The organism is Sinorhizobium sp., from assembly GCF_059070375.1.
The window spans coordinates 1,894,105-1,917,624 of sequence record NZ_JCACWC010000003.1 but is presented as its reverse complement, the minus strand read 5'-3'; the positions used below and the strand labels follow the sequence as shown (position 1 = coordinate 1,917,624).

Sequence of the window (23,520 nt, the reverse complement as noted above, 5' to 3'; positions counted from 1 at the left end):
GCTCTTTGCCGTTTGCCGGCATCTTCCCCATTTCGATAGGGAGAAGGGCAAACGGCGGCGCGCCAGATCCCCTTCGCCTTTTTATTCCATTTCTGCGGTTACTTCGCAGCGAGTGCGACAGCGATCCCGGCGGCAAGGCGCGCATTGTTCTCGACCAGCGCTACATTGGTTTCCAGGCTGCGCCCGTCCGTCAAACGGAAGAGGTTGTCGAGCAGATACGGTGTGACCGCCTTGCCGGAAATGCCCTCGCTCGCCGCATTGTCGAGTGCGCGGGTGATGTAGATCTCCATCTCCTCGCGCGGGATTTCGCTTTGTTCCGGCACCGGATTGGCGACAAGCATTCCGCCATCGATCCCGAGCAACTCGCGCGTCCGCTGGAAACTGGCGATTGCCGCCGGGCTGTTCAGCATCAGCGGGCTCTTGAGGCCGGATTCACGCGACCAGAAGGCCGGGAAGTTCTCGCTGTCATAGGTCACGACAGGGACTCCGCGGGTTTCGAGCACTTCGAGCGTCTTGGGAATGTCCAGAATGGCCTTGGCGCCGGCACAGACGACAATGACGCCGGTACGTGCGAGTTCGTCCAGGTCCGCCGATATGTCGAAGCTCTGCTCCGCTCCGCGGTGAACACCGCCGATGCCGCCGGTCGCAAAAACCCGGATGCCCGCACGGGCAGCGGCGATCATCGTTGCGGCAACGGTCGTGGCTCCGGTGCGGCGTTCGGCGATCGCAAAGGCGAGGTCGGCGCGCGAAAGTTTCATCGCGCCCTGCGTCTTCGACAGCGCCTCCAGTTTGGCATCGTCCAGACCGATATGGAGGACCCCGTGGATTACGGCGATGGTTGCGGGCACGGCACCCTGTTCGCGGATGATCGTCTCGACGCTGCGGGCCATGTCGAGGTTGCCGGGATAGGGCATGCCATGCGTGATGATCGTGGATTCCAGTGCGACGATCGGCGCACCTCGTTGCTTGGCGGCCGCGACTTCATCTGAATATTCCATCGGCAGGGACGGGGAGGAGGGTTTGGTCATGATCGTTTCCTTGATTGATGACATCCGACGGCAAATTGCATCGGGGGTGCCTGATCGATTCCGGTGCCTGGAGCAGAGGGTGCGGAAGAACCGCCCGCATTCCGCGCTACCCGGCTCCCATTCAGCTGCCAATTCTCATGCCAGCATTTCCGCTTCCGGCACAAGGCGCAGCACTTGCTCCAGCTTGTCAGGCAGCATCTCTTCGGAGGCAGCGTAGGGCGAATGCAGCGTTATGACGGCGGCCGCCATGCCCCAGCGCAGGCAGTCGGCAAGATCCGCACCGGCAAGCCGGGCGGCGAGAAAGCCCGAGGCAAGCGCATCGCCGGCGCCGGTGACGTCGGCAAGTGCTGAAAGAGCCGGCGGCGTAGCGAGGCAGGCACCCTTGCCGTCGAAGGCGACCGCGGCCCGGCCTCCGCGCGTCACGACACCGCCGGAAAGACCGGCGGAGCGCAGCAGCAACGGCCATTCCGCGGCGGTTGCGGCCTCGGTGCCGGTCAGTGCGCGCGCCTCCGCCTCGTTCATGAACAGGAAATCGAGCCCGTCGAGGCACGCGCGGTAGCGGACCACCTTTGCCGGAGAAACGGCGATACCGGCACGGAGCGGGCTGGACTTCGCGGCGATGCCGGCAAGCGCCGTCAATGTCTCCTCCGGCAGATTGGCGTCCATCAGCACGAGTTCGCTCGCGGCTAAAATCTCGCGCGTGGTCCGCTGCTGCAGCCGGCGCGGCGTAAACAGAGCATAGAGGTCCATGTCCGCGAGCGCGATGACGAGGTTGCCGTCGTTTTCCAGGATTGCCGTATAGCTCGGCGTCTTGCGATCGAGAAAGGTGAAAGGGCGATCGATCACACCGGCAGCTTCCGCAGCGGCCGCCACCGTGTCGCCGGCGGGATCGCCGCCTCGCGGGCTGATCATGGTTACGCGATGGCCGAGGCGCGCGAGATTTCTCGCTGCATTGAAGCCGCCACCCCCGGCTTCCTCGAACCAGGTGCCCGGATTGCTCGCGCCCGGTGTCGTCGCGCCGCTGATCCGGCCGCGCCGGTCGATATGAGCGCCGCCAAAAACGGCTATGTTCTGCGACTTCACCTGTGCTTGCATCTGGTCCTCGATGAACGGCGGAGAAAAGGTGGCGAAGTCTCTCTTCCGCCGGCATTCCGATCTATCGTTTCGGACTACCTTTTAGGGCTTTGTCCGGCTTTGATCCATCGTGAATCACGAAGCGAATCGGGGCGGCGCGTGAAAGCCGGCATGCGTTGACGCGCAACTTGTGGATACTGTGGACGAAAGGCGTGAACAAGAATCGAACGTATTGAAATATTCCGAGCATTTTCAACTACTTGACGTGCCATTGCCAAGTTGGAACAAAACATGTACAAAAAGGCTTGCGGCGGCTTCATTGCCTCGATAGCTCCAATAACCTAAAGGTGGACCAATGGCACAAAATTCTTTGCGGCTCGTAGAGGACAAATCGGTGGACAAAAGCAAGGCACTTGAAGCGGCTCTTTCCCAGATCGAACGTTCGTTCGGTAAGGGATCGATCATGAAGCTCGGAGCGAAGGACAGCGTAGTTGAGATCGAAACCGTCTCCACCGGTTCGCTCGGCCTCGACATCGCGCTCGGCATCGGCGGCCTGCCGAAAGGCCGCATCATCGAGATCTATGGTCCGGAAAGCTCGGGCAAGACCACGCTGGCGCTGCAGACCATTGCCGAGGCACAGAAGAAGGGCGGCATCTGCGGCTTCGTCGATGCCGAACACGCACTCGATCCGGTCTATGCGCGAAAGCTCGGGGTGGATCTCGAAAATCTTCTGATTTCGCAGCCAGATACGGGCGAGCAGGCGCTGGAAATCACCGATACGCTGGTCCGTTCGGGTGCGATCGACATTCTCGTCATCGATTCGGTGGCCGCACTCGTGCCGCGCGCCGAAATCGAGGGCGAGATGGGCGACAGTCTGCCGGGCATGCAGGCGCGCCTCATGAGCCAGGCGCTGCGCAAGCTTACGGCATCGATCTCCAAGTCAAACTGCATGGTGATCTTCATCAACCAGATCCGCATGAAGATCGGCGTGATGTTCGGCTCGCCGGAAACGACGACGGGCGGCAATGCGCTCAAGTTCTACGCCTCGGTGCGCCTCGACATTCGCCGTATCGGCTCGGTCAAGGAGCGCGAGGAAGTCGTCGGCAACCAGACCCGCGTCAAGGTCGTCAAGAACAAGATGGCACCGCCCTTCAAGCAGGTCGAGTTCGACATCATGTATGGCGAAGGCGTTTCGAAGACGGGCGAATTGATCGATCTCGGCGTCAAGGCGGGCATCGTCGAGAAATCGGGCGCCTGGTTTTCCTATAACAGCCAGCGGCTCGGCCAGGGACGGGAAAACGCCAAGCTCTTCCTGCGGGAGAATCCCGAACTGTTGCGCGAAATCGAGACGGCTCTGCGGCAGAATGCCGGTCTCATCGCCGACCGGTTCCTGGAGAATGGCGGGCCGGAAAGCGACGGCGACGAAGCCGCCGACATGTAATCGGCAGCAACCGTCTGGTTGAAGCATGCGAAGCCGGCCGTCGTCACCCGCGGCCGGTTTTTTGCTGCCCGCTGGACAGCATGAAATGCGAACGATAAAAGCCTGTGGTTCCGACGGCTCGGCCGGCGGGAGGCGTGACGTGATTGAACGCGACGCGCCTAAGCGCGGGGTTGAAAAGTGCGGCTTGCAGCCTGGAGAGATCGGGCTGCCGCCGGAGTGTACACAGATAGGACGCAAGATGAGCGGCGTGAATGAAATCCGGTCGATGTTCCTCGACTATTTCCGCAAGAACGGTCACGAGGTCGTGCCGTCCAGCCCACTCGTGCCGCGCAACGACCCGACATTGATGTTCACCAATGCGGGCATGGTGCAGTTCAAGAATGTGTTCACCGGCCTCGAGCAGCGACCCTATTCGACCGCCGCGACGGCGCAGAAATGCGTGCGCGCCGGCGGCAAGCATAACGACCTCGACAATGTCGGCTACACCGCCCGGCACCACACCTTCTTCGAGATGCTCGGCAATTTCTCCTTCGGCGACTATTTCAAGGAGCGCGCGATCGAGCTTGCCTGGAACCTGATCACCAAGGAATACGGGCTCGATGCCAAGCGTCTGCTCGTCACGGTGTACCATACCGACGACGAGGCCTTCGGCCTTTGGAAGAAGATTGCCGGCCTGAGCGACGATCGCATCATCCGCATCGCGACGAGCGACAACTTCTGGGCCATGGGAGACACTGGTCCATGCGGCCCGTGCTCGGAAATATTCTACGATCACGGCGATCATATCTGGGGCGGACCTCCCGGCTCGGCCGAGGAAGACGGCGATCGCTTCATCGAGATCTGGAACCTCGTCTTCATGCAGTACGAGCAGATCACCAAGGAAGAGCGCGTCGACCTGCCGCGGCCTTCGATCGACACGGGCATGGGGCTGGAGCGCGTGGCCGCCGTGCTCCAGGGCCAGCACGACAATTATGACATCGACCTTTTCCGCGCGTTGATCGCGGCTTCCGAAGAGGCGACCGGCGTGAAGGCCGAGGGGGACCGGCGCGCGAGCCATCGCGTCATCGCCGATCACCTGCGTTCCTCCGCGTTCCTGATCGCCGATGGGGTTCTGCCGTCGAACGAGGGCCGCGGTTACGTTCTACGCAGAATCATGCGCCGCGCCATGCGCCACGCACAGTTGCTCGGCGCGCGGGATCCGCTGATGTGGAAGCTCCTGCCGGCGCTCGTGGGCCAGATGGGCCGCGCTTATCCGGAACTCGTCCGCGCCGAAGCGCTGATCTCGGAAACGCTGAAGCTGGAGGAAACCCGCTTCCGCAAGACCCTGGAGCGCGGCCTCAACCTTTTGGCGGAGGCTTCGGCCGATCTTTCCGAAGGCGACCAGTTCAACGGCGAGACGGCGTTCAAGCTCTACGACACCTACGGTTTTCCGCTCGACCTCACCCAGGACGCGCTGCGCGCCAAGGGCATCGGCGTCGATACGGACGCATTTACGGCCGCCATGCAACGGCAGAAGGCCGAGGCCCGCGCCAACTGGGCCGGCTCGGGCGAGGCCGCGACCGAGACCATTTGGTTCGAGCTCAGGGATAAGCACGGCGCGACCGACTTCCTCGGCTACGACACCGAGTCGGCTGAAGGGGTCATTCAGGCGATCGTCAGGGATGGTGCCGTCGTCGAGGCGGCCACCAAGGGCGAGAACGTACAGCTGGTTCTGAACCAGACGCCTTTCTACGGCGAATCCGGCGGCCAGATGGGCGACACCGGCGTCATCACCACCGAGACCGGCAAGCTTACTGTGACCGACACGCAGAAACGTGGCGAAGGGCTCTTCGTCCACTATTGCACCGTGGAGGAAGGCAGCGTGAAGACCGGCGAAGCGGCTGCCCTGACGGTCGACCATGCGCGCCGTGCGCGCCTGCGCGCCAACCATTCCGCGACGCACCTGCTGCACGAGGCGCTGCGCGAGGTCCTCGGTACCCATGTTGCCCAGAAGGGCTCGCTCGTCGCGCCTGAGCGCTTGCGCTTCGACGTCTCGCATCCGAAGCCGATGACGGCGGAGGAGCTGAAGATCGTCGAGGAGATGGCGAACGAGATCATCGTCCAGAACACGCCGGTCGTCACACGGCTGATGAGCGTCGACGATGCGATCGCCGAGGGCGCCATGGCGCTCTTCGGCGAGAAATACGGCGACGAGGTGCGGGTCGTGTCCATGGGGCAGGGCCTTCGCGGCTCCAAAGCCGGCAGGCCCTATTCGGTCGAGCTCTGTGGCGGTACGCATGTGTCCGCTACGGGCGATATCGGCCTCGTTCGCGTCGTCTCGGAAAGCGCTGTCGGCGCCGGCGTGCGCCGGGTGGAGGCGCTGACCGGTGAGGCCGCGCGAGCCTATCTCAACGAGCAGGATGAGCGGGTCAAGACGTTGGCATCTGCCCTGAAGGTCCAGCCCTCGGATGTCCTCGGGCGCGTCGAGGCGCTGCTCGACGAGCGGCGCAAACTGGAACGGGAACTTACCGAGGCGAAGAAGAAACTCGCGCTCGCGGGTGACGGTCAGAACGGCTCCGGGGACGCTGCCCGCGAGATCGGCGGCGTCCGGTTCCTCGGCAGGGTGGTATCTGGCGTCGAGCCGAAGGACCTGAAGAGCCTTGCGGACGACGGCAAGAAGACGCTCGGTTCGGGCGTGGTCGCCTTCGTGGGCGTCAGCGGCGACGGCAAGGCGAGCGCCGTGGTGGCGGTCACCGACGACCTCACTTCGAAAGTCAGCGCCGTGGATCTGGTGCGCGTCGCTTCGGCTGCGCTCGGCGGCAAGGGCGGCGGCGGGCGGCCCGACATGGCCCAGGCCGGCGGTCCGGACGGCGGACGTGCAGCGGAGGCGATCGAGGCGGTCGCCGTAGCGTTGGCCGGTTGAGCGGCGTGGTGCGAAAAGACGAATAATGGGCGCTGCGGCGCCCTTTTTCATGTGCGCCGTTCGCTGCGGATTGTGTCGAGTGCCGCCGGAACCGAGGCGCGCATCAAGACACGCGGTGGACGCACGTGGTGTTGATACAAGGCGCGACGAACCTGCGTGTTGGCACCGACGATAATGACGCGCACGCCGATCCTCTCCGCCTTGCGCAACGTCCCTTCGATGATGTTCGCGGCGGTAGAATCCATGAAGGGGATTTCCGAGCAATCGAGAATGAAGTTTCGGCGCTGATCGGCGATCCGATCGAGCACCGCGGCAACGGTGGCTGCCGAGCCGAAGAAGAAGACGCCTGTAATCCGATAGATCACCGTTTCGGGATCGTCGCCGATGACGGGGTGCTCTTCGTCGCCGTTCCCCGCTTGCAGCAGCTCGAGCGACTTCATTTCACCGACCGAAATGCTTTTCGCCATTCGATTGATGAACAGGAGGGCGCCGAGCGCGACTCCGATCACTATCCCTTCTGTCAATTCGCGAAAGACAACGATGAAAAACGTCGCGAGCAGCACGACGGCATCACCGTAGGACGACCGCAAGAGCGCCATGAAGGCCGGCTTCTCGATCATGTTCCAGGCAACGACTGCAAGCACGCCGGCGAGGGAAGCGAGTGGGATATAACTTGCGAGCGGTGCGGCAAGCAGCATGAAGAGAAGGAGAAAGACCGAATGCAGCATGCCAGAAACGGGGCTGGTGCCTCCGGCGCGAACGTTGGTTGCCGTGCGGGCAATGGTTCCGGTGACGCAGATGCCGCCGAAGAGCGCCGAACCTAAATTGGCGACTCCCTGAGCAATCAACTCCATGCTGGATCTATGTCTGCGTCCCGTCATGCCATCGGCCACCACGGCCGAAAGCAGTGACTTCGATCGCGCCGAGAAGAGCCAACGAGACCGCGTCCGGAAACACCGCAACGGCTTTCTCAAGGGAGACCGGCGGCAAGGTCGGAAGCGGGAGGCCGCGCGGAATACCGCCGAAACGGCTGCCGATCGTGTCCGTCGGCAAAGACAAGGCGGCGACGAGCACCGATGCGGCACCAACGGCAATCAGCATGCCGGGCCAATGCGGCCTCGATCGGCGCAGCGCGAGAATGATGCCGATCGTGAGGGTGGCGGTCACCACTGCCGCCCAATTGACCGTGTCGGCAGCCCGGCCGAGTGCCACGGTCTTTTCGACGATCGGCCCGGGTTCGCTGCCCGAAAGCGTCAGGCCGAAAAGGTCGCGCAACTGGCTGGCGAAGATGATCACGGCAATCCCTGCCGTGAAGCCGACTGTGACGGGGTAGGGGATGAATTTGATGTACTGTCCGAGGCGCAAGTAGCCGGCCGCAACGAGCATGATGCCAGCCATGGCAGTCGCAAGCAGCAGGCCGTCGATGCCGTGCCGGGCACCGGTCGCGGCGACGAGAACGATGAAGGCACCCGCCGGACCGCCGATTTGGACCCGACTGCCGCCGAAGAGTGAAACGAGGAAGCCGCCGACGATTGCGGTATAGAGGCCGCGATCGGGTGTTACGCCGGAGGCGATGGCGATGGCCATCGAAAGCGGCAAGGCGACGATGGCGACCGTCAGGCCGGCCAGAGCGTCCGCTTTCAGCCTGGTGCGGCCGTATCCCTCGGCGATCACGCTGACAGTTTTCGGGATAAGAGAATCGGGCATCGGAGAAACCTTCGAGATCCGCCACGTTTGCAGGATCCTGCGCGCCGGGCATTGTCAGCCTATCTGAGTCGCATTGCCGCACAAGCGGAGCGGGCAGCACTTAGGTCAGCAGGATTTGTCAAATCGATCCGTGGTTTGAAGGCGATCGAGCGAAGCGGGGAAGGTTCGATATGGCGGGCGGTGCATGGGCTACATATGAGAGGCGGCTTCATCGCGTCTCGGCCTATATCTACGGGCATCTCGATGAAGAACTGGATCTCGGCCGGTTGTCGGAGATCGCATGTCTTTCGCCGCACCACTGGCATCGCATCTACCGGGCGGTAAATGGCGAGACATTGGCGGCGACCGTTAAGAGATTGCGGCTGCAGCGCGCGGCGGCAGAACTCGTCCAGACTGATCTTTCCGTCGAAGCGATCGCGCGACGCTCCGGCTACCCGAATGTTCAATCCTTCAACCGCACCTTCAAGGCCGTTTATGGCCTTCCGCCGGCGCGCTACAGGAAGGAGGGGAGCCACAGGGCCTTTGAAACCGCCTCTACGGAAGGAAATGATGTCATGTACGATGTTGACTTGAGGACGATAGAGCCTCTGACCCTGGCGAGTGTCGCCCATTCCGGTTCCTACATGGGTATCGGCGAGGCGTTCGAAACGCTTTACGGTACCCTTTTTGCACGCGGCCTCTTTCGGCCGGACATGGAGATGGTCGGAATCTACCTGGATGACCCGGAACTCGTGGAGACGGATAAGCTCCGATCCTTCGCCTGCGTGACGGTCAACGGCGAGCACGCGGCCGAGGCGCCGCTGACGCCCCAAAAAATCGAGGGCGGGCACTATGCCGTGCTGCGGCACAAAGGCCCCTATGCCGACATGCCGAAGGCCTATCGATGGCTTTATGGGACCTGGCTTCCGAACTCCGGCCGCCAAATCCGCGACTGCGTCATGTTCGAGAAATATCTGAACAACCCGCGCGAGGTGGCCCCGACCGAGCTGCTTACGGAAATCTATCTGCCGCTCAAGTAATGCGGCTCCATTTTGTTCGTACCATTCAAGCAAGAAACCCGGCACAAGGCCGGGTTTCGCAGTTGTGGCTGTCGGGCTGGCCGCTTAGGCGGCCATTGCCTTCCTGAGGTTCTCGTCGATCTTGTCGAGGAAGCCGGTGGTCGACAGCCAGGGCTGGTCGGGGCCGATGAGGAGTGCCAAGTCCTTGGTCATGAAGCCCGATTCGACCGTATCGACGCAGACGCGCTCCAGCGTTTCGGAAAACTTCGCGAGTTCGGCGTTGCCGTCGAGCTTGGCGCGGTGGGCGAGGCCGCGGGTCCAGGCGAAGATCGAGGCGATCGAGTTGGTCGAGGTTTCTTCGCCTTTCTGGTGCTGGCGGTAGTGGCGCGTCACCGTGCCGTGGGCGGCTTCCGCCTCGACCGTCTTTCCGTCCGGCGTCATCAGCACCGAGGTCATCAGGCCGAGCGAGCCGAAGCCCTGCGCGACGATGTCGGACTGCACGTCGCCGTCATAGTTCTTGCAGGCCCAGACATAGCCGCCGGACCACTTCAGCGCCGAGGCGACCATGTCGTCGATCAGGCGGTGTTCGTACCAGAGCTTCTCGGCCTTGAACTGGGCGGCGAATTCCTCGTCGAACACCTTCTGGAAGATGTCCTTGAAGCGGCCGTCATAGGCCTTCAGGATCGTGTTCTTGGTCGAGAGATAGACCGGAACCTTGCGCTGCAGGCCGTAGTTGAACGAGGCGCGCGCGAATTCGGTGATCGATTCGTCCAGGTTGTACATGGCGAGTGCCACGCCGGCGCCCGGCGCGTCGTAAACGTCATGCTCGATCGTCTGGCCGTCTTCGCCGACGAACTTGATCGAGAGCTTGCCCTTGCCCGGGAATTTGAAATCGGTTGCGCGGTACTGATCGCCGAAGGCGTGGCGGCCGACGATGATCGGCTTGGTCCAGCCGGGAACGAGGCGCGGCACGTTCTTGCAGATGATCGGCTCGCGGAAGATGACGCCGCCGAGGATGTTGCGGATCGTGCCGTTCGGCGACTTCCACATCTTCTTCAGCTTGAACTCCTCGACGCGGCCTTCGTCCGGCGTGATCGTGGCGCATTTGACCCCGACACCGTGTTTCTTGATGGCGTTTGCGGCGTCGATCGTCACCTGGTCGTCAGTTGCATCACGGTTTTCGACGCCGAGGTCGTAATATTCGAGATCGAGGTCGAGATAAGGATGGATCAGCTTGTCCTTGATGAACTGCCAGATGATGCGGGTCATCTCGTCGCCGTCGAGTTCGACGACCGGATTGGCGACCTTGATCTTTGCCATTGATATGCCTCGTAGCTTGCGGAACACCGCGTGCGGCATTCCGACGGTGGGAGAAATCCAGAGCCCTATAGCACTGTGAGCCAGCAAGGCAAAGCATGCTTGGCCGAAACTTTGGACCAAGGCGGCGAGCTCGGAATCGGCCGGTCGCGCCCGGTCTTCAGACCGGGGGCCGGTCACCTCACGTCTTTGAAAAGACCGCGCGAAAGGCTATTTCAGAAATCGAGCGGCGGCGTGCTTCAACTGTTTTTTGCGCGTCGTCATCCCACAAACGCTGCACGCTGCGGGCGTGCGGACAGGCAGAGGCGCCATGACGTTCAGGCTTCGCTTCCGGGACTGGCTGCTGGCCAATGATCCGGCCTTTTCCCGGCTGCGGCAGGCGTCCCGCATAACGGCGACGGTGGTGATCTCGGTTGCTCTGCTGATCGCCTTCCATTTCATCGCCACACCGCTGCCGCCGGCCGCCTATGGGCTTGCGATAACGCTTTCGATCGAAGGGGGTCTGGCGGTTCGCGACCGGACAGCCTCGGAACAACTGGTCACGCGTATTCTGGCGGTCGTCACGGGCGTTGCGATGGTCACGCTCGCCTCTACGCTGGAGCGCTACCGGCACGTTTCCGATCTCGTTTTTCTCGTGGTGATCTTCGTAGCCGTCTATGGCCGCGCCTTCGGTCAGCGGTGGTTCGCCGTCGGCATGTTCGCCTTCATGTCCTATTTCACCGGAGCCTATCTGCGCCCGGCGCTGGATCAGTTGCCGGCGCTCGTTCTCGGTGCCGGGATCTCGGCGGCGACCGCGCATCTTGTGCGAACCGTCCTTCTTCCGGACGACCGCTACCGTGATCTCCTGAGGGCGATTGCGAGCGTCCAGCAGAGGGTGGATGAAATCCTTCATGAGATCGCAGCGGCTGCGCGCAGGCCCATTCTCAAGGCTGCCGATCGGCGCAGGCTGCACGCGCTGGAGGAGAGGTTGAAGGAAGCCGTGTTGATGGCGGAGAGCTTCATTGCGACGGACAACCGCCGCCCGGCGCCGGAACCCGGCGTCGTCTCTGCGGACCTCGCCATCGGGCTCTTCGACATTCACCTTGCGGCCGAGAGCGTGATCGTGCTCAGCCTTCAGGCAATGCCGCCTGCGATAGTTGTCGACGCAGCCCTGGCGAAAAATTCGGGCGAGATAGAACGGGGAATGCAGTCGCTGGGCGAGGCGAATGTCAGGCAGCTCGAGGCGGCCAGGGCTCTGCTTTGGCTTCATACGGTTCGAGATCGCCTCGATCGCAGTCTGGGCGCCCTCAAGGAGGCCGACCTCGATGAACCGCATCCGGTTCCATCTCCTGAGCCCTTGGCGGCAGTGGCTCGCTTTTCCATGGCCGACCCGGCTTTACGGAGCGCGATCCAGATTACCCTCGCCTCGGGCATCGCAATGGTGTTCGGCCTGATGCTTTCGCGCGAGCGCTGGTTCTGGGCGGTTCTCGCTGCGTTCCTCGTCTTCACCAATACGCGCTCCCGCGGTGATACCGCAGTGAAGGCCTTGCAGCGGTCGGCCGGCACATTGGCGGGCATCGTCGTCGGACTTGCGGCGGCAAGCGCGATCGGCGGGACTGTCTATATCGTCCTGCCCCTCGGTGCGGCCTGCATCTTTCTGGCCTTCTATTTCCTCCCGGTCTCCTACGCGAGCATGACTTTCTTCGTCTCGGTCGTCCTCTCTCTCGCCTACAGCCTGCTCGGCGTTTTGACGCCGCAGCTTCTGGAGCTGCGTCTCGAGGAGACCCTTGTCGGCTCAATCGCCGGCGCGGCGGTGGCTTTCATCGTGTTTCCGACGAAGACCCGCACGACGCTCGATGGCGCGATCAGAAACTGGTGCGACAAGCTCGCCGAATTGCTGGAGGAGGCAAGGAGGGGAACGTCCGGCCTTGATCTCGTCAGCCGGTCGCAGGCGCTCGACCGCGCCTACAGGGACCTGGCCGCTGCCGCCAAACCCCTCGGCGTCTCCTGGCAGCTCGTCACCCGCCCGGGGCACGTGCGCCAGACCCTGGCGGTGTTCATGGGCTGCACCTATTGGGCGCGCATATTCGCGCGAAAGATGTCGCAGGCCGCGGAAAGCCCGGATGACTTCGCGGCGCAGATCGCGGAAAATCTGAAGCTCGCAAGCAAGGTGCGCGAAACCGGCGCGGACTATTTCTACCGGTCCCGGAGCGTCGCTGCGCCGGTCGAGCGTCATCTGCCGGTATCGCGCGACGACGCAGGCCTTGGACTGGAGATGGTTGCCGTTTCGCTCGAGCGTCTTCATTCGCCGCGCGTGCGGCCCGCCGGGCAGGAGCGCGGGCTTTAAATCCGCGTCCATATATGCGAGGGAAGCGCCGAACAGAAGGCACACAGGCGATGGCAGGCACAAACAGCGAGCGCGAACTTTTGACGGAAGGTCCGGCGATCATTCTCGCCTTTCCCCAGCTCGGCGAGAATATCGGCATGGTGGCGCGCGCCATGGCGAATTTCGGCCTGTCCGAACTGCGCCTCGTCAGCCCGCGCGATGGCTGGCCGAGTGAAAAGGCACGCTCCGCCGCCAGCCGCGCCGATCACGTGATCGACGGCGCCAAGCTCTACGAAACGCTTGAAGAGGCGCTCGCCGACCTCAATTTCGTCTACGCGACCACCGCGCGCGACCGCGACGGCTTCAAACCCGTGCGCTCGCCGATCGTCGCCGCCCGGGAACTCCGTCACCGGTTCAAGGAGGGCGAGAAGGTCGGCATCATTTTCGGCCGCGAGCGCACCGGACTGACCAATGCCGAGGTCGCGCTTGCCGACGAGATCGTGACCTTCCCGGTCAATCCCGCCTTCGCTTCGCTGAACCTCGCCCAGGCAGTGCTGCTCATGTCCTATGAGTGGCTGAAGACCGGCATGACCTCCGAGGACGAGACATCTTTCCAGGCGAGCCAGCAGCGCCCGGCGACGAAGGAGCAGTTGCATGGGCTCTGCGAGCATCTGGAAGAGGCACTCGACGCGCGCAACTATTTCCGTTCCGCCGACAAAAAGCCGAAATTGGTCGAGAATTCTGCGCGCGGTTCTGACCAGACCATCCTTTACCGAATCGGAAATCCAGGTGCTGCGCGGCGTCATTTCTTCGCTCGACCGTTTCACGCGGGAAAATCCGCGTGGCTCCGCAGCTCCGCCCGGGCATAGCAGGAAAGAACAGAGCGGCGGTGACAAAGACTGAGCTGAAGCCCATTCTCGTCTTCGACAGCGGGATCGGTGGCCTGACGGTGCTGCGCGAGGCGCGCGTGCTGATGCCGGAGCGGCATTTCATCTACGTCGCCGACGATGCCGGTTTTCCCTATGGCGGCTGGGAGGAGGGCGCTCTGAAGGAGCGGGTGATCGCTCTATTCGGTGGGCTGCTTGCCGAGCATGATCCGGAAATCTGCATCATCGCCTGCAATACGGCATTCACGCTCGTCGGCGCGGATCTGCGCGCCGCCTATCCGCAGATGACCTTCGTCGGCACCGTTCCGGCCATCAAGCCTGCGGCCGAGCGCACCCGTTCCGGCCTCGTTTCGGTGCTTGCGACTCCGGGAACCGTGAAGCGCGCCTATACCCGCGATCTCATCCAGTCCTTCGCCTCGCAATGTCACGTCAGACTGGTCGGCTCGGAGAACCTCGCGCGCATGGCGGAAGCCTATATTCGCGGCGACGCATTGGGTGACGAGGCGGTTCGAGCCGAGATCGCGCCCTGCTTCGTGGAGGCGGAGGGAAAGAGAACCGATATCGTCGTGCTGGCCTGCACGCACTATCCTTTCATGGCCAATGTTTTCCGCCGGCTGGCGCCCTGGCCGGTAGACTGGCTGGATCCGGCCGAAGCGATCGCGAGGCGGGCGCGCTCGCTGGTGCCGCTGCCGAACGGGTTCGAGCCATTGAACGGCGAGGACCCGGCGATCTTCACATCGGGCAATCCCGATTTCGCGACACGCCGTCTGATGCAAGGCTTCGGCTTGAGAGTTGTTGCCGCTGCCGCAACTGCGGACAGGCGCGAAGCGGTCACCTGAATCGGCGCACGACATTGCTGCGCATGTCCGAGAGCGGCATTCGAGCGCCAACTATTCCCTGTGGGTTTCCATAATCGGCGGCACGTTCGAGCGCGATCCATGCTAGGTGTTGCCCGTTTTGGCGACCCGTCCGCGGCCGCGAATCAACCCGTCACGAAGAGGTAAGGATGAAAGTCGGCATCGACATGGGAACGACGTCCGAAGGGACTTCGGCCTCGCTCGATATCGAAGAGCTTCTGGCGACGCGTCTTCTCGTGCAGGGCAATTCCGGCTCCGGCAAGTCGCATCTGCTCCGCCGTCTGCTGGAACAGTCCGCGCCTTGGGTGCAGCAGTGCATCATCGATCCGGAAGGCGATTTCGTCACGCTTGCCGACAAGTTCGGCCATGTGGTGATCGAGGGGGAGCGTACCGATGCGGAGCTCATCGGCATCGCCACCCGCATCCGCCAGTACCGCGTTTCCTGCGTGCTTTCGCTCGAAGGGCTGGATGTCGAGCAGCAGATGCGCAGCGCCGGCGTGTTTCTGAATGCAATGTTCGATGCGGACCGGGAATATTGGTATCCCGTTCTGGTGGTCGTCGACGAGGCGCAGATGTTCGCACCGTCCGTCGGCGGCGACGTTTCGGAGGAAATACGCAAGGTTTCGCTCGGCGCAATGACCAATCTCATGTGCCGCGGCCGCAAGCGCGGGCTTGCCGGCGTCATCGCCACGCAGCGCCTCGCCAAGCTCGCCAAGAACGTGGCGGCAGAGGCCTCGAACTTCCTGATGGGACGCACCTTCCTCGACATCGATATGCTGCGCGCCGCCGATCTGCTCGGCATGGACCGGCGCACCGCCGAGATGTTTCGCGACCTGAAGCGCGGCTCCTTCGTGGCGCTCGGTCCCGCGCTTTCCCGCCGGCCGTTGAGGGTGACGATCGGTTCGGTCGAGACCTCGGCACGGTCGATGAGCCCGAAGCTGATGCCGCTGCCCGAAGCGCCGCAGGACGTGGCGGACCTGATCTTCACGCCCGACCCGGAGGAATTCACCCGCCCGGTCGTCCGCCGCACAGCGCCGCAGCCGCGCCCCGCGAGCGATATTCTCGCGGAGCTGTCGCGGCCAAGGCCCGAGCCCGCAGCGCCCGTGGAAGCCAAGCCGGTGCAACCGGAAATCTCGGCGGAGGAGCGGGAGGCGCTGATCGGCAGCCTCTTTGCCGAAATCGTCGCAAATCCGGAAGCCGCGTTCAGGCCCGATGCTGAGCTCTACCAGGACTTTCTCGTTCGCTGCCGCATTCGCCGCGTCCCCGGACCCGCGCTCTCCTTGAGCGCATTCCGCCGCAAGATGGCCGTCGCCCGATCGGGCATCGATGCCAAGACGGCGGAAAGCGAGGATTGGGCCTCGGCGCTTGGGCTGGCCGACCGGGTGACGGAAGACCTGCAGGCGGTCTTCCTGATGCTGGCACAGGCGGCCCTGCGCGGGCTGCCTTGTCCGTCGGACGCTATGATCGCCCGCGCCTACGGAACGCATTCGGCCCGTCGCGCACGGCGATTGCTCGGTTATTTCGAAGAGCAGGGGCTTGTCGTCGTGCATGCGGATTTCTCCGGCAAGCGCATCGTCGCTTTCCCGGATCTCGGCAAGGAAACGGCTCCGGGCGACGCCAATGCCCCGGACACGGGCGATTCAGCGCGCGCGGCCGCCGAGTGAATTTGCATTCGGAAGTGCGGCTGAATTTGCCATTGTTCCTGTCATATTCCGTTGACAATTCGCCGCCCAGTGCTTAAAGACCCGCTCAACGCCGGGCAGTGATGCCCGGTGTTTCATTTGACATGTCCCGTGGTTTCTCCGGCAGCGTGATCGTGAGAGGCCTGTCAGAGCCCCTAAAATGGGTTCAGAGGAGGGCGTGTTTCCTTGATCCGGTTTGGCAGCAAACCGGTGTAACACTTTGAAAGGAAATGCGATGAGCAAGCGCGAGTCGTCCAAGTACAAAATTGACCGTCGTATGGGCGAAAATATCTGGGGCCGTCCGAAGTCCCCGGTGAACCGTCGCGAATATGGCCCGGGCCAGCACGGCCAGCGCCGCAAGTCCAAGCTTTCCGACTTCGGCGTGCAGCTGCGCGCCAAGCAGAAGCTGAAGGGCTACTACGGCGACATTCGTGAAAAGCAGTTCCGTGCGATCTTCGCCGAAGCATCGCGCCGCAAGGGCGACACCCCGGAGAACCTGGTCGGCCTGCTCGAATCGCGCCTCGACGCGATCGTTTACCGCGCCAAGTTCGTTCCGACCGTTTTCGCCGCGCGCCAGTTCGTCAACCATGGCCACGTCAAGGTCAACGGCGTTCGCGTCAACATCGGTTCCTACCGCTGCAAGCCGGGCGACGTTATCGAAGTCAAAGAAAAATCCAAGCAGCTCGTTACGGTTCTCGAAGCCGTACAGCTCGCCGAGCGTGACGTTCCTGATTACATCGAAGCCGATCACAACAAGATGGTCGCGACCTTCGTTCGCGTTCCCGCGCTCTCGGACGTGCCGTACCCGGTCGTCATGGAGCCGCACCTGGTCGTCGAATTTTATTCGCGTTAATCAGGGCTCGCCTGAACGAATTGGAAAACCGCCCGGAGACGGGCGGTTTTTTTGTACGAAGTTGCCGGACGAATCCCATAGACTGGAGGCGGGTGCAGGACGGCGTGTCCTGAACGAGACCGCTTCCGAAGTGAGAAGTGCCGTATGCGCGAGCCGAAACCGCAAGAAGACCTCCAGGCGATCATCGACGACATCTTTCTGGAACTGACGCCGCGCCTCGGCGAAGGGAAGGTTGCGGATTATATTCCGCAGCTGGCACGCGTCGATGCCCGTCACTTCGGCATGGCGATCGTCACAACGGCCGGCAAGGTCTATCGCGCCGGCGATGCGGAGATGCCGTTCTCCATTCAGAGCATCTCCAAGGTGTTCACGCTCACGCTGGCGTTGGGCAAACACGGTGAAAACATCTGGAACCGGGTGGGGCGCGAGCCTTCGGGCTCGGCCTTCAATTCGATCGTGCAGCTCGAGCATGAGGGTGGTAAGCCGCGCAACCCCTTCATCAATGCCGGCGCGATCAGGATAAGCGACCTCATTCTCGCCGGCCACACGCCGAAGGAGCTGATCGGAGAGATCGTTCGCTTCGTTCGTTATCTCGCGGATGACGAGGACATCGTGATCGACCACGAAGTCGCACGCTCGGAGACCGCGACCGGTTACCGCAACATCGCGCTTGCGAATTTCATGCGGTCCTTCGGCCGGCTCGATCATCCGGTCGAGCACGTGCTCGGCGTCTATTTCCATCATTGCGCGCTCGCGATGACCTGTAGCCAGCTGGCCAAGGCCGGCCTGTTTCTGGCAGCCGGCGGCACCAACCCGCTGACCGGCCACTCGGTCGTGTCGCGCCAGCGCGCGCGGCGCATCAATGCGCTTATGCTCACCTGCGGCCATTATGACGGCTCCGGCGATTTTGCCTATCGCGTCGGTCTGCCGGGGAAGAGCGGCGTCGGCGGCGGCATCATGGCGGTGGCGCCGGGCAAGGCGTCTATTGCCGTCTGGTCGCCCGGGCTCAACGAATACGGCAATTCGCTGCTGGGGTCGCTGGCGCTCGAAATGCTGGCTGCGCGTACGGGTTGGTCGGTGTTCGGGCCGTAAGCGCGCAGAAAGTAGCCGCCCCTGTACCCTTCACAAAACGCCGGGGGCCCGCATGCCCGTTTTTTCTTGATCTTCCCGGCCGGACGGGGCAAGTGCTGCTTCAGAAAACGAAGCGCCACCTGCGCTCTGCACAATCCGAGATTGCCGCCATGGAAGTCGCACAATCCTCCCCGGACGAGACAGACAGCGTCATTGGCGATGATGCCGCCTTCGAAGGTGCGGCCCATCCGCTTTTTTCGCGCATGCCGTCCTCCGTCTCCTTCAACAAGCTGCGCAAGCGCCTGCTCAGGCAGGTGCGCCAGACGCTCGACGATTTCGGCATGCTCAAGGGCTCCAGACGCTGGCTTGTCGGCGTGTCGGGTGGAAAGGACAGCTACAGCCTGCTGGCGCTGCTGATCGACCTGCAGTGGCGGGGTCTGCTTCCCGTCGAAATCGTCGCCTGCAATCTGGATCAGGGGCAGCCGAACTTTCCGAAGCATGTCCTGCCCGACTATCTCCGGTCCATCGGCGTCGAGCACCGCATCGAATACCGCGACACCTATTCCATAGTGAAGGAGAAGGTGCCGGCGGGCGCGACCTATTGTTCGCTCTGTTCACGGCTGCGGCGCGGCAATCTTTATCGCATCGCCCGGGAGGAGGGCTGTGACGCATTGGTGCTTGGCCATCATCGGGAAGACATCCTCGAAACCTTTTTCATGAACTTTTTCCATGGCGGGCGCCTGGCGTCGATGCCGGCAAAGCTTCTCAACGACGAGGGCGATCTGATGGTCCTGCGGCCGCTTGCCTATGCGGCGGAGGACGATCTGGCGAAGTTCGCCGCGGCCATGGAGTTCCCGATCATTCCCTGCGACTTCTGTGGCTCGCAGGATGGGCTCGAGCGCAACGCAATGAAGGCGATGCTTGCGGATATCGAGCGGCGCATGCCGGGCCGCAAGGACACGATGCTGCGCGCGCTCGGACACGTGAACGCCTCGCATCTGCTCGATCCCAAGCTTTTCGACTTCCAATTCCTCTCTCCGGAGCCCAAAGAATGAGCCATTCCGTCGACATCGCCGCACTTGCCAACCTGCTGCAGGAAGCGGCGGTAAAGGAAATCCTCCCGCGCTTTCGCAATCTTGGCTCCGGCGATGTGCGGATGAAATCGGAAGCAATCGACCTGGTGACGGAAGGCGACGAGGCCGCCGAGAGGCTGATCAAGGCGAATATAGACGCGATTGCGCCGGGGGCCGTGTTCATCGGCGAGGAATCCGTCGCCGCCGATCCGGCGCTCCTCGACAAGCTCGCCGGTGCAGATCTCGCGATCGTCGTCGATCCGATCGACGGCACCTTCAATTTCGCAGCCGGCCTGCCGCTCTTCGGTGTGATGGCGAGCGTCGTTGCCGCGGGAGAGACCGTCGCAGGGATCATCTACGATCCGCTCGGCAACGACTGGGTCATCGCCGAGCGGGGCTCCGGCGCGTGGATGTGCCGGCCCGACGGGACGCAGGAGAGACTGTCGGTCACAGCCGGGGTCACCGTCGACAACATGGTGGGCGTCGCATCGGCCGGGTTTTACGCGCAGGCCGAGCGCCGCATCGTCATGGGCAATATGGCGAAGGTCCGGATGGCCACGAGCTATCGCTGCGCGGCGCATGAATACCGAATCTTTGCCGGCGGTCATCTGCACTTCCTGATGTATCAGAAGCTTATGCCTTGGGACCACCTTGCCGGCACCCTGATCGCCGAAGAGGCCGGCGCCTATGCGGCCCGTTTCGACGGCTCGCGTTATCTGCCCGCGCACACGAACGGCGGGCTGCTTCTGGCGACCGACAAGGAGAGCTGGGAGGAGTTGCGGCGGGAGGTCTTCACCGTCTGATCTGAAAAGCCCTTTCGAACGACAGAGGCCGCCCGGTTTTCCGGGCGGCCTCTGTCGTTAGACCCGATGCACTTCCGGACGGAAGACCGCTACACAGTTTCCTGGAAGTGCTCTAGAGGTGTCCGCCGCCGTGTTCGTGCGTCCCATCGCTGTCGCCCGGATGGGTGAACAGCTTTCCATTTTCCGCCCAGAGCGTTGCGAGGATGGTCAGCACGCCGAATAGGGCGTAGCCGCCGAAGAGCGGCTGCAGCGTGCCGTTGAAGAGCTGGCCGACGGCACCGCCGATCAGCGCACCGCCGGTGGTGGAGACGAAACCGGTGACGGCGGTTGCCGTGCCCGCCAGATGTCCCATCGGCTCGAGGCTGATGGCCGTGAAGTTGGTGGCGATGACGGCGAAGAACATCAGCAATAACGAAAACAGGACATAGCTGACGGCGAAGGCCGGAGTGCCCGCGAGCGACAGGACGTAACCGGTTGCAGCAAAGAGGGTGAAGAGGATCATCGCGGCATGCGAGATGCGTCGCATGCCGAAACTGCGCACGAAATAGCCGTTGGCGAAGTTCGCGACCGCTATCCCGCCCGCGGTGCCCGCAAAGGCGATCGGCATCCAGTCACTGAGGTTGTAGACCTCGCCGAAGACCTGCTGAACGCTGACGACATAGGCGCAAATGACGGCGGTAAACAGGGTCATTCCGATCATGTAGCCGCAGGTGATGCGGTTCGTGAGCACCGTGCGGAAGCCGGAAAGGACCGCTCCCACCGAAAGCGGCAGACGTTCCTCCTTCGGCAGGGACTCCTTCATCCGGGTCAGCGCCCAGACGAACAGGGCGGTGCCGACGACGCCGATCAGGATGAAGATCCAGTGCCAGTCGGCATAGGCGATCACTACTTGGCCAAGTGTCGGAGCGACGATCGGCACGATCATGAAGACGATCATGACATAGGACATGACGCGCGCCATGTCGCGGCCGCCGAAACAGTCGCGGACGATCGCCATGGTCGTGATGCGGACGGCGGCACCGCCGATCCCCTGGATGAAGCGGAGCAGGAGCAGCGTCTCTATGCTTTCGACCCAGGAGGCGGCGAACATCGACACGCTGAAGAGTGCAAGGCCGCAAAGGAGAACGGACCGGCGCCCGAAGGCATCCGAAAGGCTCCCGAAGAATATCTGGGAGAGGCCGAAGCCGAGGAAGAAGACGCCGATCACGAGTTGCGTATCGTTGGCGTTGGCAACGTTGAGCGTCTGGCCGATGCTCGGCAGAGCCGGCAGCATGCTGTCGATCGCGAGCGCAATGCTCGCGGTCATGACTGCAATGGTGACGATGAATTCGACGAGGCCCATTCCGAGACGCGCGGCGCCCGAAGCCTGATCGGCATGGCCCGATGATTGTTCACCAAGCGAAGATTGTTGGGAAACGGAAGTCATGTTCAAAACATCCAAAATGGACTGGGAGGAAAAATCGGTGGCCTGGAGCCGATCCGGCTAGCCTGCCGGATTGTGCGGTTTGAAGAGCTTGCCGCCCTCTGCGATCAGCACGCAGACAAGCGCCACGAGTGCGACCGTGAAGAAGCCAACCGCAAGGGGCGTGACGCTGTTATCGAATGCCTGGCCGATGAACGCGCCGATGATTCCGCCGCCGATCGTCTGCGTGAAGCCGAGAACGGATGAGGCGGTGCCGGCAACGTGGCCGAGCGGTTCCATCGCCATGGCGTTGAAGTTGGCGGCGATCAGCCCGAACTGGAACATGGTGGCGGCATGAAGGAGCATGAAGACCGGCAAAGGCAGCGGCCCGATCAATGAAGCCGACATCCAGATGAAACTTGCCAGGGTGAAGCCGAGAAGCGCGGCGTGCGACAATGCCCGCATGCCGAACGTCCGGACAAGTCGCGAATTGGTAAAGGAGGCGACCGCCATCATGCCGGCGAAAGCGGCGAATACTGCCGGAAACCAGACGCCCAGGCCATAGACGCCGACGAGAATCTGTTGCGCCGAGTTGATGAAACCGAAGAGACCGCCGAGAAGGGCCGACGTCGCGAGCGTATAGAACAGCGCCAGCCGGTTCGTCAGCACGATGCGGAAGCCCGCAAGTATGGACGAGGCCGTGAAGGGGCGCCGGTTGGTGGGGGCCAAAGTCTCACGAAGGCGCAAGGCGACCGGAAGCGCTACGGCAACCGCGAACATTGCGATCACGACGAAGATCATGTGCCATTCGGAAAAGAGCATGATCAATTGTCCGATGCTCGGTGCGATGACCGGGACGATCATGAACACCATCATTACCAGCGACATGATCTCGGCCATCTGCCGCCCCCCATAGACGTCGCGCACGATGGAAACGGTGATGACGCGGGTTGCCGCCGCGCCTATGCCCTGGACGAGCCGAAGGAACAGGAGTGTCGTGAAGGTTGGTACGAACACGATCGCGAGGGCGCTGACGCCGTAAAGGGCCAGCCCGCCCAACAAGGGTGCCTTTCGCCCGAAGCGGTCGGACAGGGGGCCGAAGAACAGTTGCGCGAACCCCATGCCGAGCAGGTAGGCGGTTATGACGTATTGCCGATGGTTCTCATCTGCCACGCCGAGGCTCGCGCCGATTTCCTGCAGCCCGGGCAACATGATGTCGATCGAGATCGCATTGATGGACATCAGCATGGCCATCAATGCAATGAACTGGACTTTCGTCAGCCCGGAGAGGGTGGCGGCTTGGTCTATGGGCCTTGTCATTTCATACATCCTGCCGGCTGCCGCTTTCCCGCAGCCGGTTCTTTGCCACGCCGAGCCAGTGCGTGGCACGTTTCGCAATGATTAGGATCTGCTGAATAAATTCAGTCTTTTGTTGTGTCGGATCGAAGAAGGACGCAGTACTCGCCGGCGGAAGAGGCCGCACCCCTGGGCAGGGCTGCGTACGAGACCGCGCGGCCGGTCGTCCATGACGCCCATGATTGGCGTGAGTTTCGCCGCCCGCTCATGAAGCGTATCGAACATTAGGCGCGCGGCATATTGCTTCGGAATCAAAAAAGGCGGTTACCCGCCTTTTCCGATCATCGCAAAGATGCGGTTCGGAGGGTGTCAGGCGGCGCCCTTGACGGAAATACCCTGTCCCTGAAGAAGCGTCTGCAACTCGCCCGCCTGGAACATCTCCCGCACGATGTCGCAACCGCCGACGAACTCGCCCTTTACGTAAAGCTGCGGAATGGTCGGCCAATTGGAATAATCCTTGATGCCCTGACGCAGATCGGCATCGGCGAGCACGTTGATGCCCTTATAGTCGACGCCGACGTAATCCAGGATCTGCACCACCTGGCCGGAGAAACCGCACTGCGGAAACTGCGGCGTTCCCTTCATGAAAAGAACGACGTCGTTGCTCTTGACCTCGTTATCGATGAAATCGTTGATTCCGCTCATCTTGTCTTCCTTCCTGCGCCGGTTTCAAGGACCGGATGTCGATTGGGGTCTAGATAGCACGCATGGACGTGGTTTTCACCACCCAATCGCAAAATTATTGATGGTCCCTCAAAGTTCGG

16 protein-coding genes and 2 pseudogenes are annotated in these 23,520 nt (G+C 62.5%); 11 read left to right on the top strand and 7 right to left on the bottom strand.

Annotated elements, in window-relative coordinates:
* Positions 1 to 98: 98 nt before the first annotated feature.
* A complete protein-coding gene (locus AC5J09_RS21360) occupies positions 99 to 1,028 on the bottom strand; it encodes a pseudouridine-5'-phosphate glycosidase (RefSeq protein WP_494298439.1) in 930 nt (309 codons plus the stop codon).
* 135 nt (positions 1,029 to 1,163) lie between these two features.
* Positions 1,164 to 2,123, bottom strand: coding sequence for a carbohydrate kinase family protein (locus AC5J09_RS21355; protein WP_494298438.1), 960 nt, complete (start codon positions 2,121 to 2,123; stop codon positions 1,164 to 1,166).
* Between the two features lie 334 nt (positions 2,124 to 2,457).
* On the opposite strand from AC5J09_RS21355, the gene recA reads away from it, so the two are divergent.
* Both recA and alaS read left to right on the top strand, forming a co-directional pair.
* Positions 2,458 to 3,543: a recombinase RecA gene (gene recA / locus AC5J09_RS21350; RefSeq protein WP_010969478.1), complete on the top strand. Its 1,086-nt coding sequence runs from the start codon at positions 2,458 to 2,460 to the stop codon at positions 3,541 to 3,543.
* A 238-nt stretch (positions 3,544 to 3,781) separates the two neighbouring features.
* Positions 3,782 to 6,445 (top strand): alanine--tRNA ligase, encoded by a 2,664-nt coding sequence (gene alaS / locus AC5J09_RS21345; protein ID WP_411933868.1) that lies wholly within the window; start codon positions 3,782 to 3,784, stop codon positions 6,443 to 6,445.
* Between the two features lie 47 nt (positions 6,446 to 6,492).
* Here alaS and AC5J09_RS21340 read toward each other — a convergent pair.
* Positions 6,493 to 8,152: pseudogene (locus AC5J09_RS21340) on the bottom strand (SulP family inorganic anion transporter).
* Positions 8,153 to 8,322: 170 nt separating this feature from the next.
* Between AC5J09_RS21340 and AC5J09_RS21335 the strand changes: the two are divergent.
* Positions 8,323 to 9,171 (top strand): AraC family transcriptional regulator, encoded by an 849-nt coding sequence (locus AC5J09_RS21335; protein ID WP_494298437.1) that lies wholly within the window; start codon positions 8,323 to 8,325, stop codon positions 9,169 to 9,171.
* 84 nt (positions 9,172 to 9,255) lie between these two features.
* Here the strand turns inward: AC5J09_RS21335 and AC5J09_RS21330 are convergent, their stop codons facing one another.
* Positions 9,256 to 10,470 (bottom strand): NADP-dependent isocitrate dehydrogenase, encoded by a 1,215-nt coding sequence (locus tag AC5J09_RS21330; RefSeq protein WP_010969471.1) that lies wholly within the window; start codon positions 10,468 to 10,470, stop codon positions 9,256 to 9,258.
* Positions 10,471 to 10,777: 307 nt separating this feature from the next.
* Between AC5J09_RS21330 and AC5J09_RS21325 the strand changes: the two genes are divergently transcribed.
* The 8 genes and pseudogenes from AC5J09_RS21325 to AC5J09_RS21290 all read left to right on the top strand — a co-directional run bounded on the left by AC5J09_RS21325 (position 10,778) and on the right by AC5J09_RS21290 (position 19,998).
* Positions 10,778 to 12,793 (top strand): FUSC family protein, encoded by a 2,016-nt coding sequence (locus tag AC5J09_RS21325; protein WP_494298436.1) that lies wholly within the window; start codon positions 10,778 to 10,780, stop codon positions 12,791 to 12,793.
* A 50-nt stretch (positions 12,794 to 12,843) separates the two neighbouring features.
* Positions 12,844 to 13,675 (top strand): annotated as a pseudogene (locus AC5J09_RS21320) (RNA methyltransferase).
* The gene (gene murI, locus AC5J09_RS21315) at positions 13,662 to 14,498 is read left to right on the top strand and encodes a glutamate racemase (RefSeq protein WP_494298435.1); all 837 of its coding nucleotides are present in this window, start codon (positions 13,662 to 13,664) and stop codon (positions 14,496 to 14,498) included. The pseudogene AC5J09_RS21320 and the gene murI overlap by 14 nt, the downstream one beginning before the upstream one ends.
* 167 nt (positions 14,499 to 14,665) lie before the next feature.
* A complete protein-coding gene (locus tag AC5J09_RS21310) occupies positions 14,666 to 16,180 on the top strand; it encodes a helicase HerA domain-containing protein (RefSeq protein ID WP_494298434.1) in 1,515 nt (504 codons plus the stop codon).
* Positions 16,181 to 16,433: 253 nt separating this feature from the next.
* Positions 16,434 to 17,051 (top strand): 30S ribosomal protein S4, encoded by a 618-nt coding sequence (gene rpsD / locus AC5J09_RS21305; protein ID WP_003533017.1) that lies wholly within the window; start codon positions 16,434 to 16,436, stop codon positions 17,049 to 17,051.
* A gap of 144 nt (positions 17,052 to 17,195) precedes the next feature.
* On the top strand, positions 17,196 to 18,143 hold the full coding sequence (locus tag AC5J09_RS21300) for a glutaminase (RefSeq protein WP_324761832.1): 948 nt from the start codon (positions 17,196 to 17,198) through the stop codon (positions 18,141 to 18,143).
* A 149-nt stretch (positions 18,144 to 18,292) separates the two neighbouring features.
* Positions 18,293 to 19,177: a tRNA 2-thiocytidine(32) synthetase TtcA gene (ttcA, locus tag AC5J09_RS21295; RefSeq protein WP_494298931.1), complete on the top strand. Its 885-nt coding sequence runs from the start codon at positions 18,293 to 18,295 to the stop codon at positions 19,175 to 19,177.
* The gene (locus tag AC5J09_RS21290) at positions 19,174 to 19,998 is read left to right on the top strand and encodes an inositol monophosphatase (RefSeq protein WP_324761831.1); all 825 of its coding nucleotides are present in this window, start codon (positions 19,174 to 19,176) and stop codon (positions 19,996 to 19,998) included. Before ttcA ends, AC5J09_RS21290 begins: the two co-directional genes overlap by 4 nt.
* 112 nt (positions 19,999 to 20,110) lie before the next feature.
* Here AC5J09_RS21290 and AC5J09_RS21285 read toward each other — a convergent pair whose 3' ends face one another.
* The 3 genes from AC5J09_RS21285 to grxD form a co-directional block, all read right to left on the bottom strand.
* Positions 20,111 to 21,424, bottom strand: a complete 1,314-nt coding sequence (locus tag AC5J09_RS21285) for a multidrug effflux MFS transporter (RefSeq protein WP_324761830.1) — start codon at positions 21,422 to 21,424, stop codon at positions 20,111 to 20,113.
* A 57-nt stretch (positions 21,425 to 21,481) separates the two neighbouring features.
* A complete protein-coding gene (locus AC5J09_RS21280; RefSeq protein ID WP_018095090.1) occupies positions 21,482 to 22,729 on the bottom strand; it encodes a multidrug effflux MFS transporter in 1,248 nt (415 codons plus the stop codon).
* 336 nt (positions 22,730 to 23,065) lie between these two features.
* Positions 23,066 to 23,401 carry a Grx4 family monothiol glutaredoxin gene (gene grxD, locus AC5J09_RS21275; RefSeq protein ID WP_018095088.1) on the bottom strand — a complete coding sequence of 112 codons (336 nt, stop codon included), beginning with the start codon at positions 23,399 to 23,401 and terminating at the stop codon, positions 23,066 to 23,068.
* Positions 23,402 to 23,520: the final 119 nt, after the last annotated feature.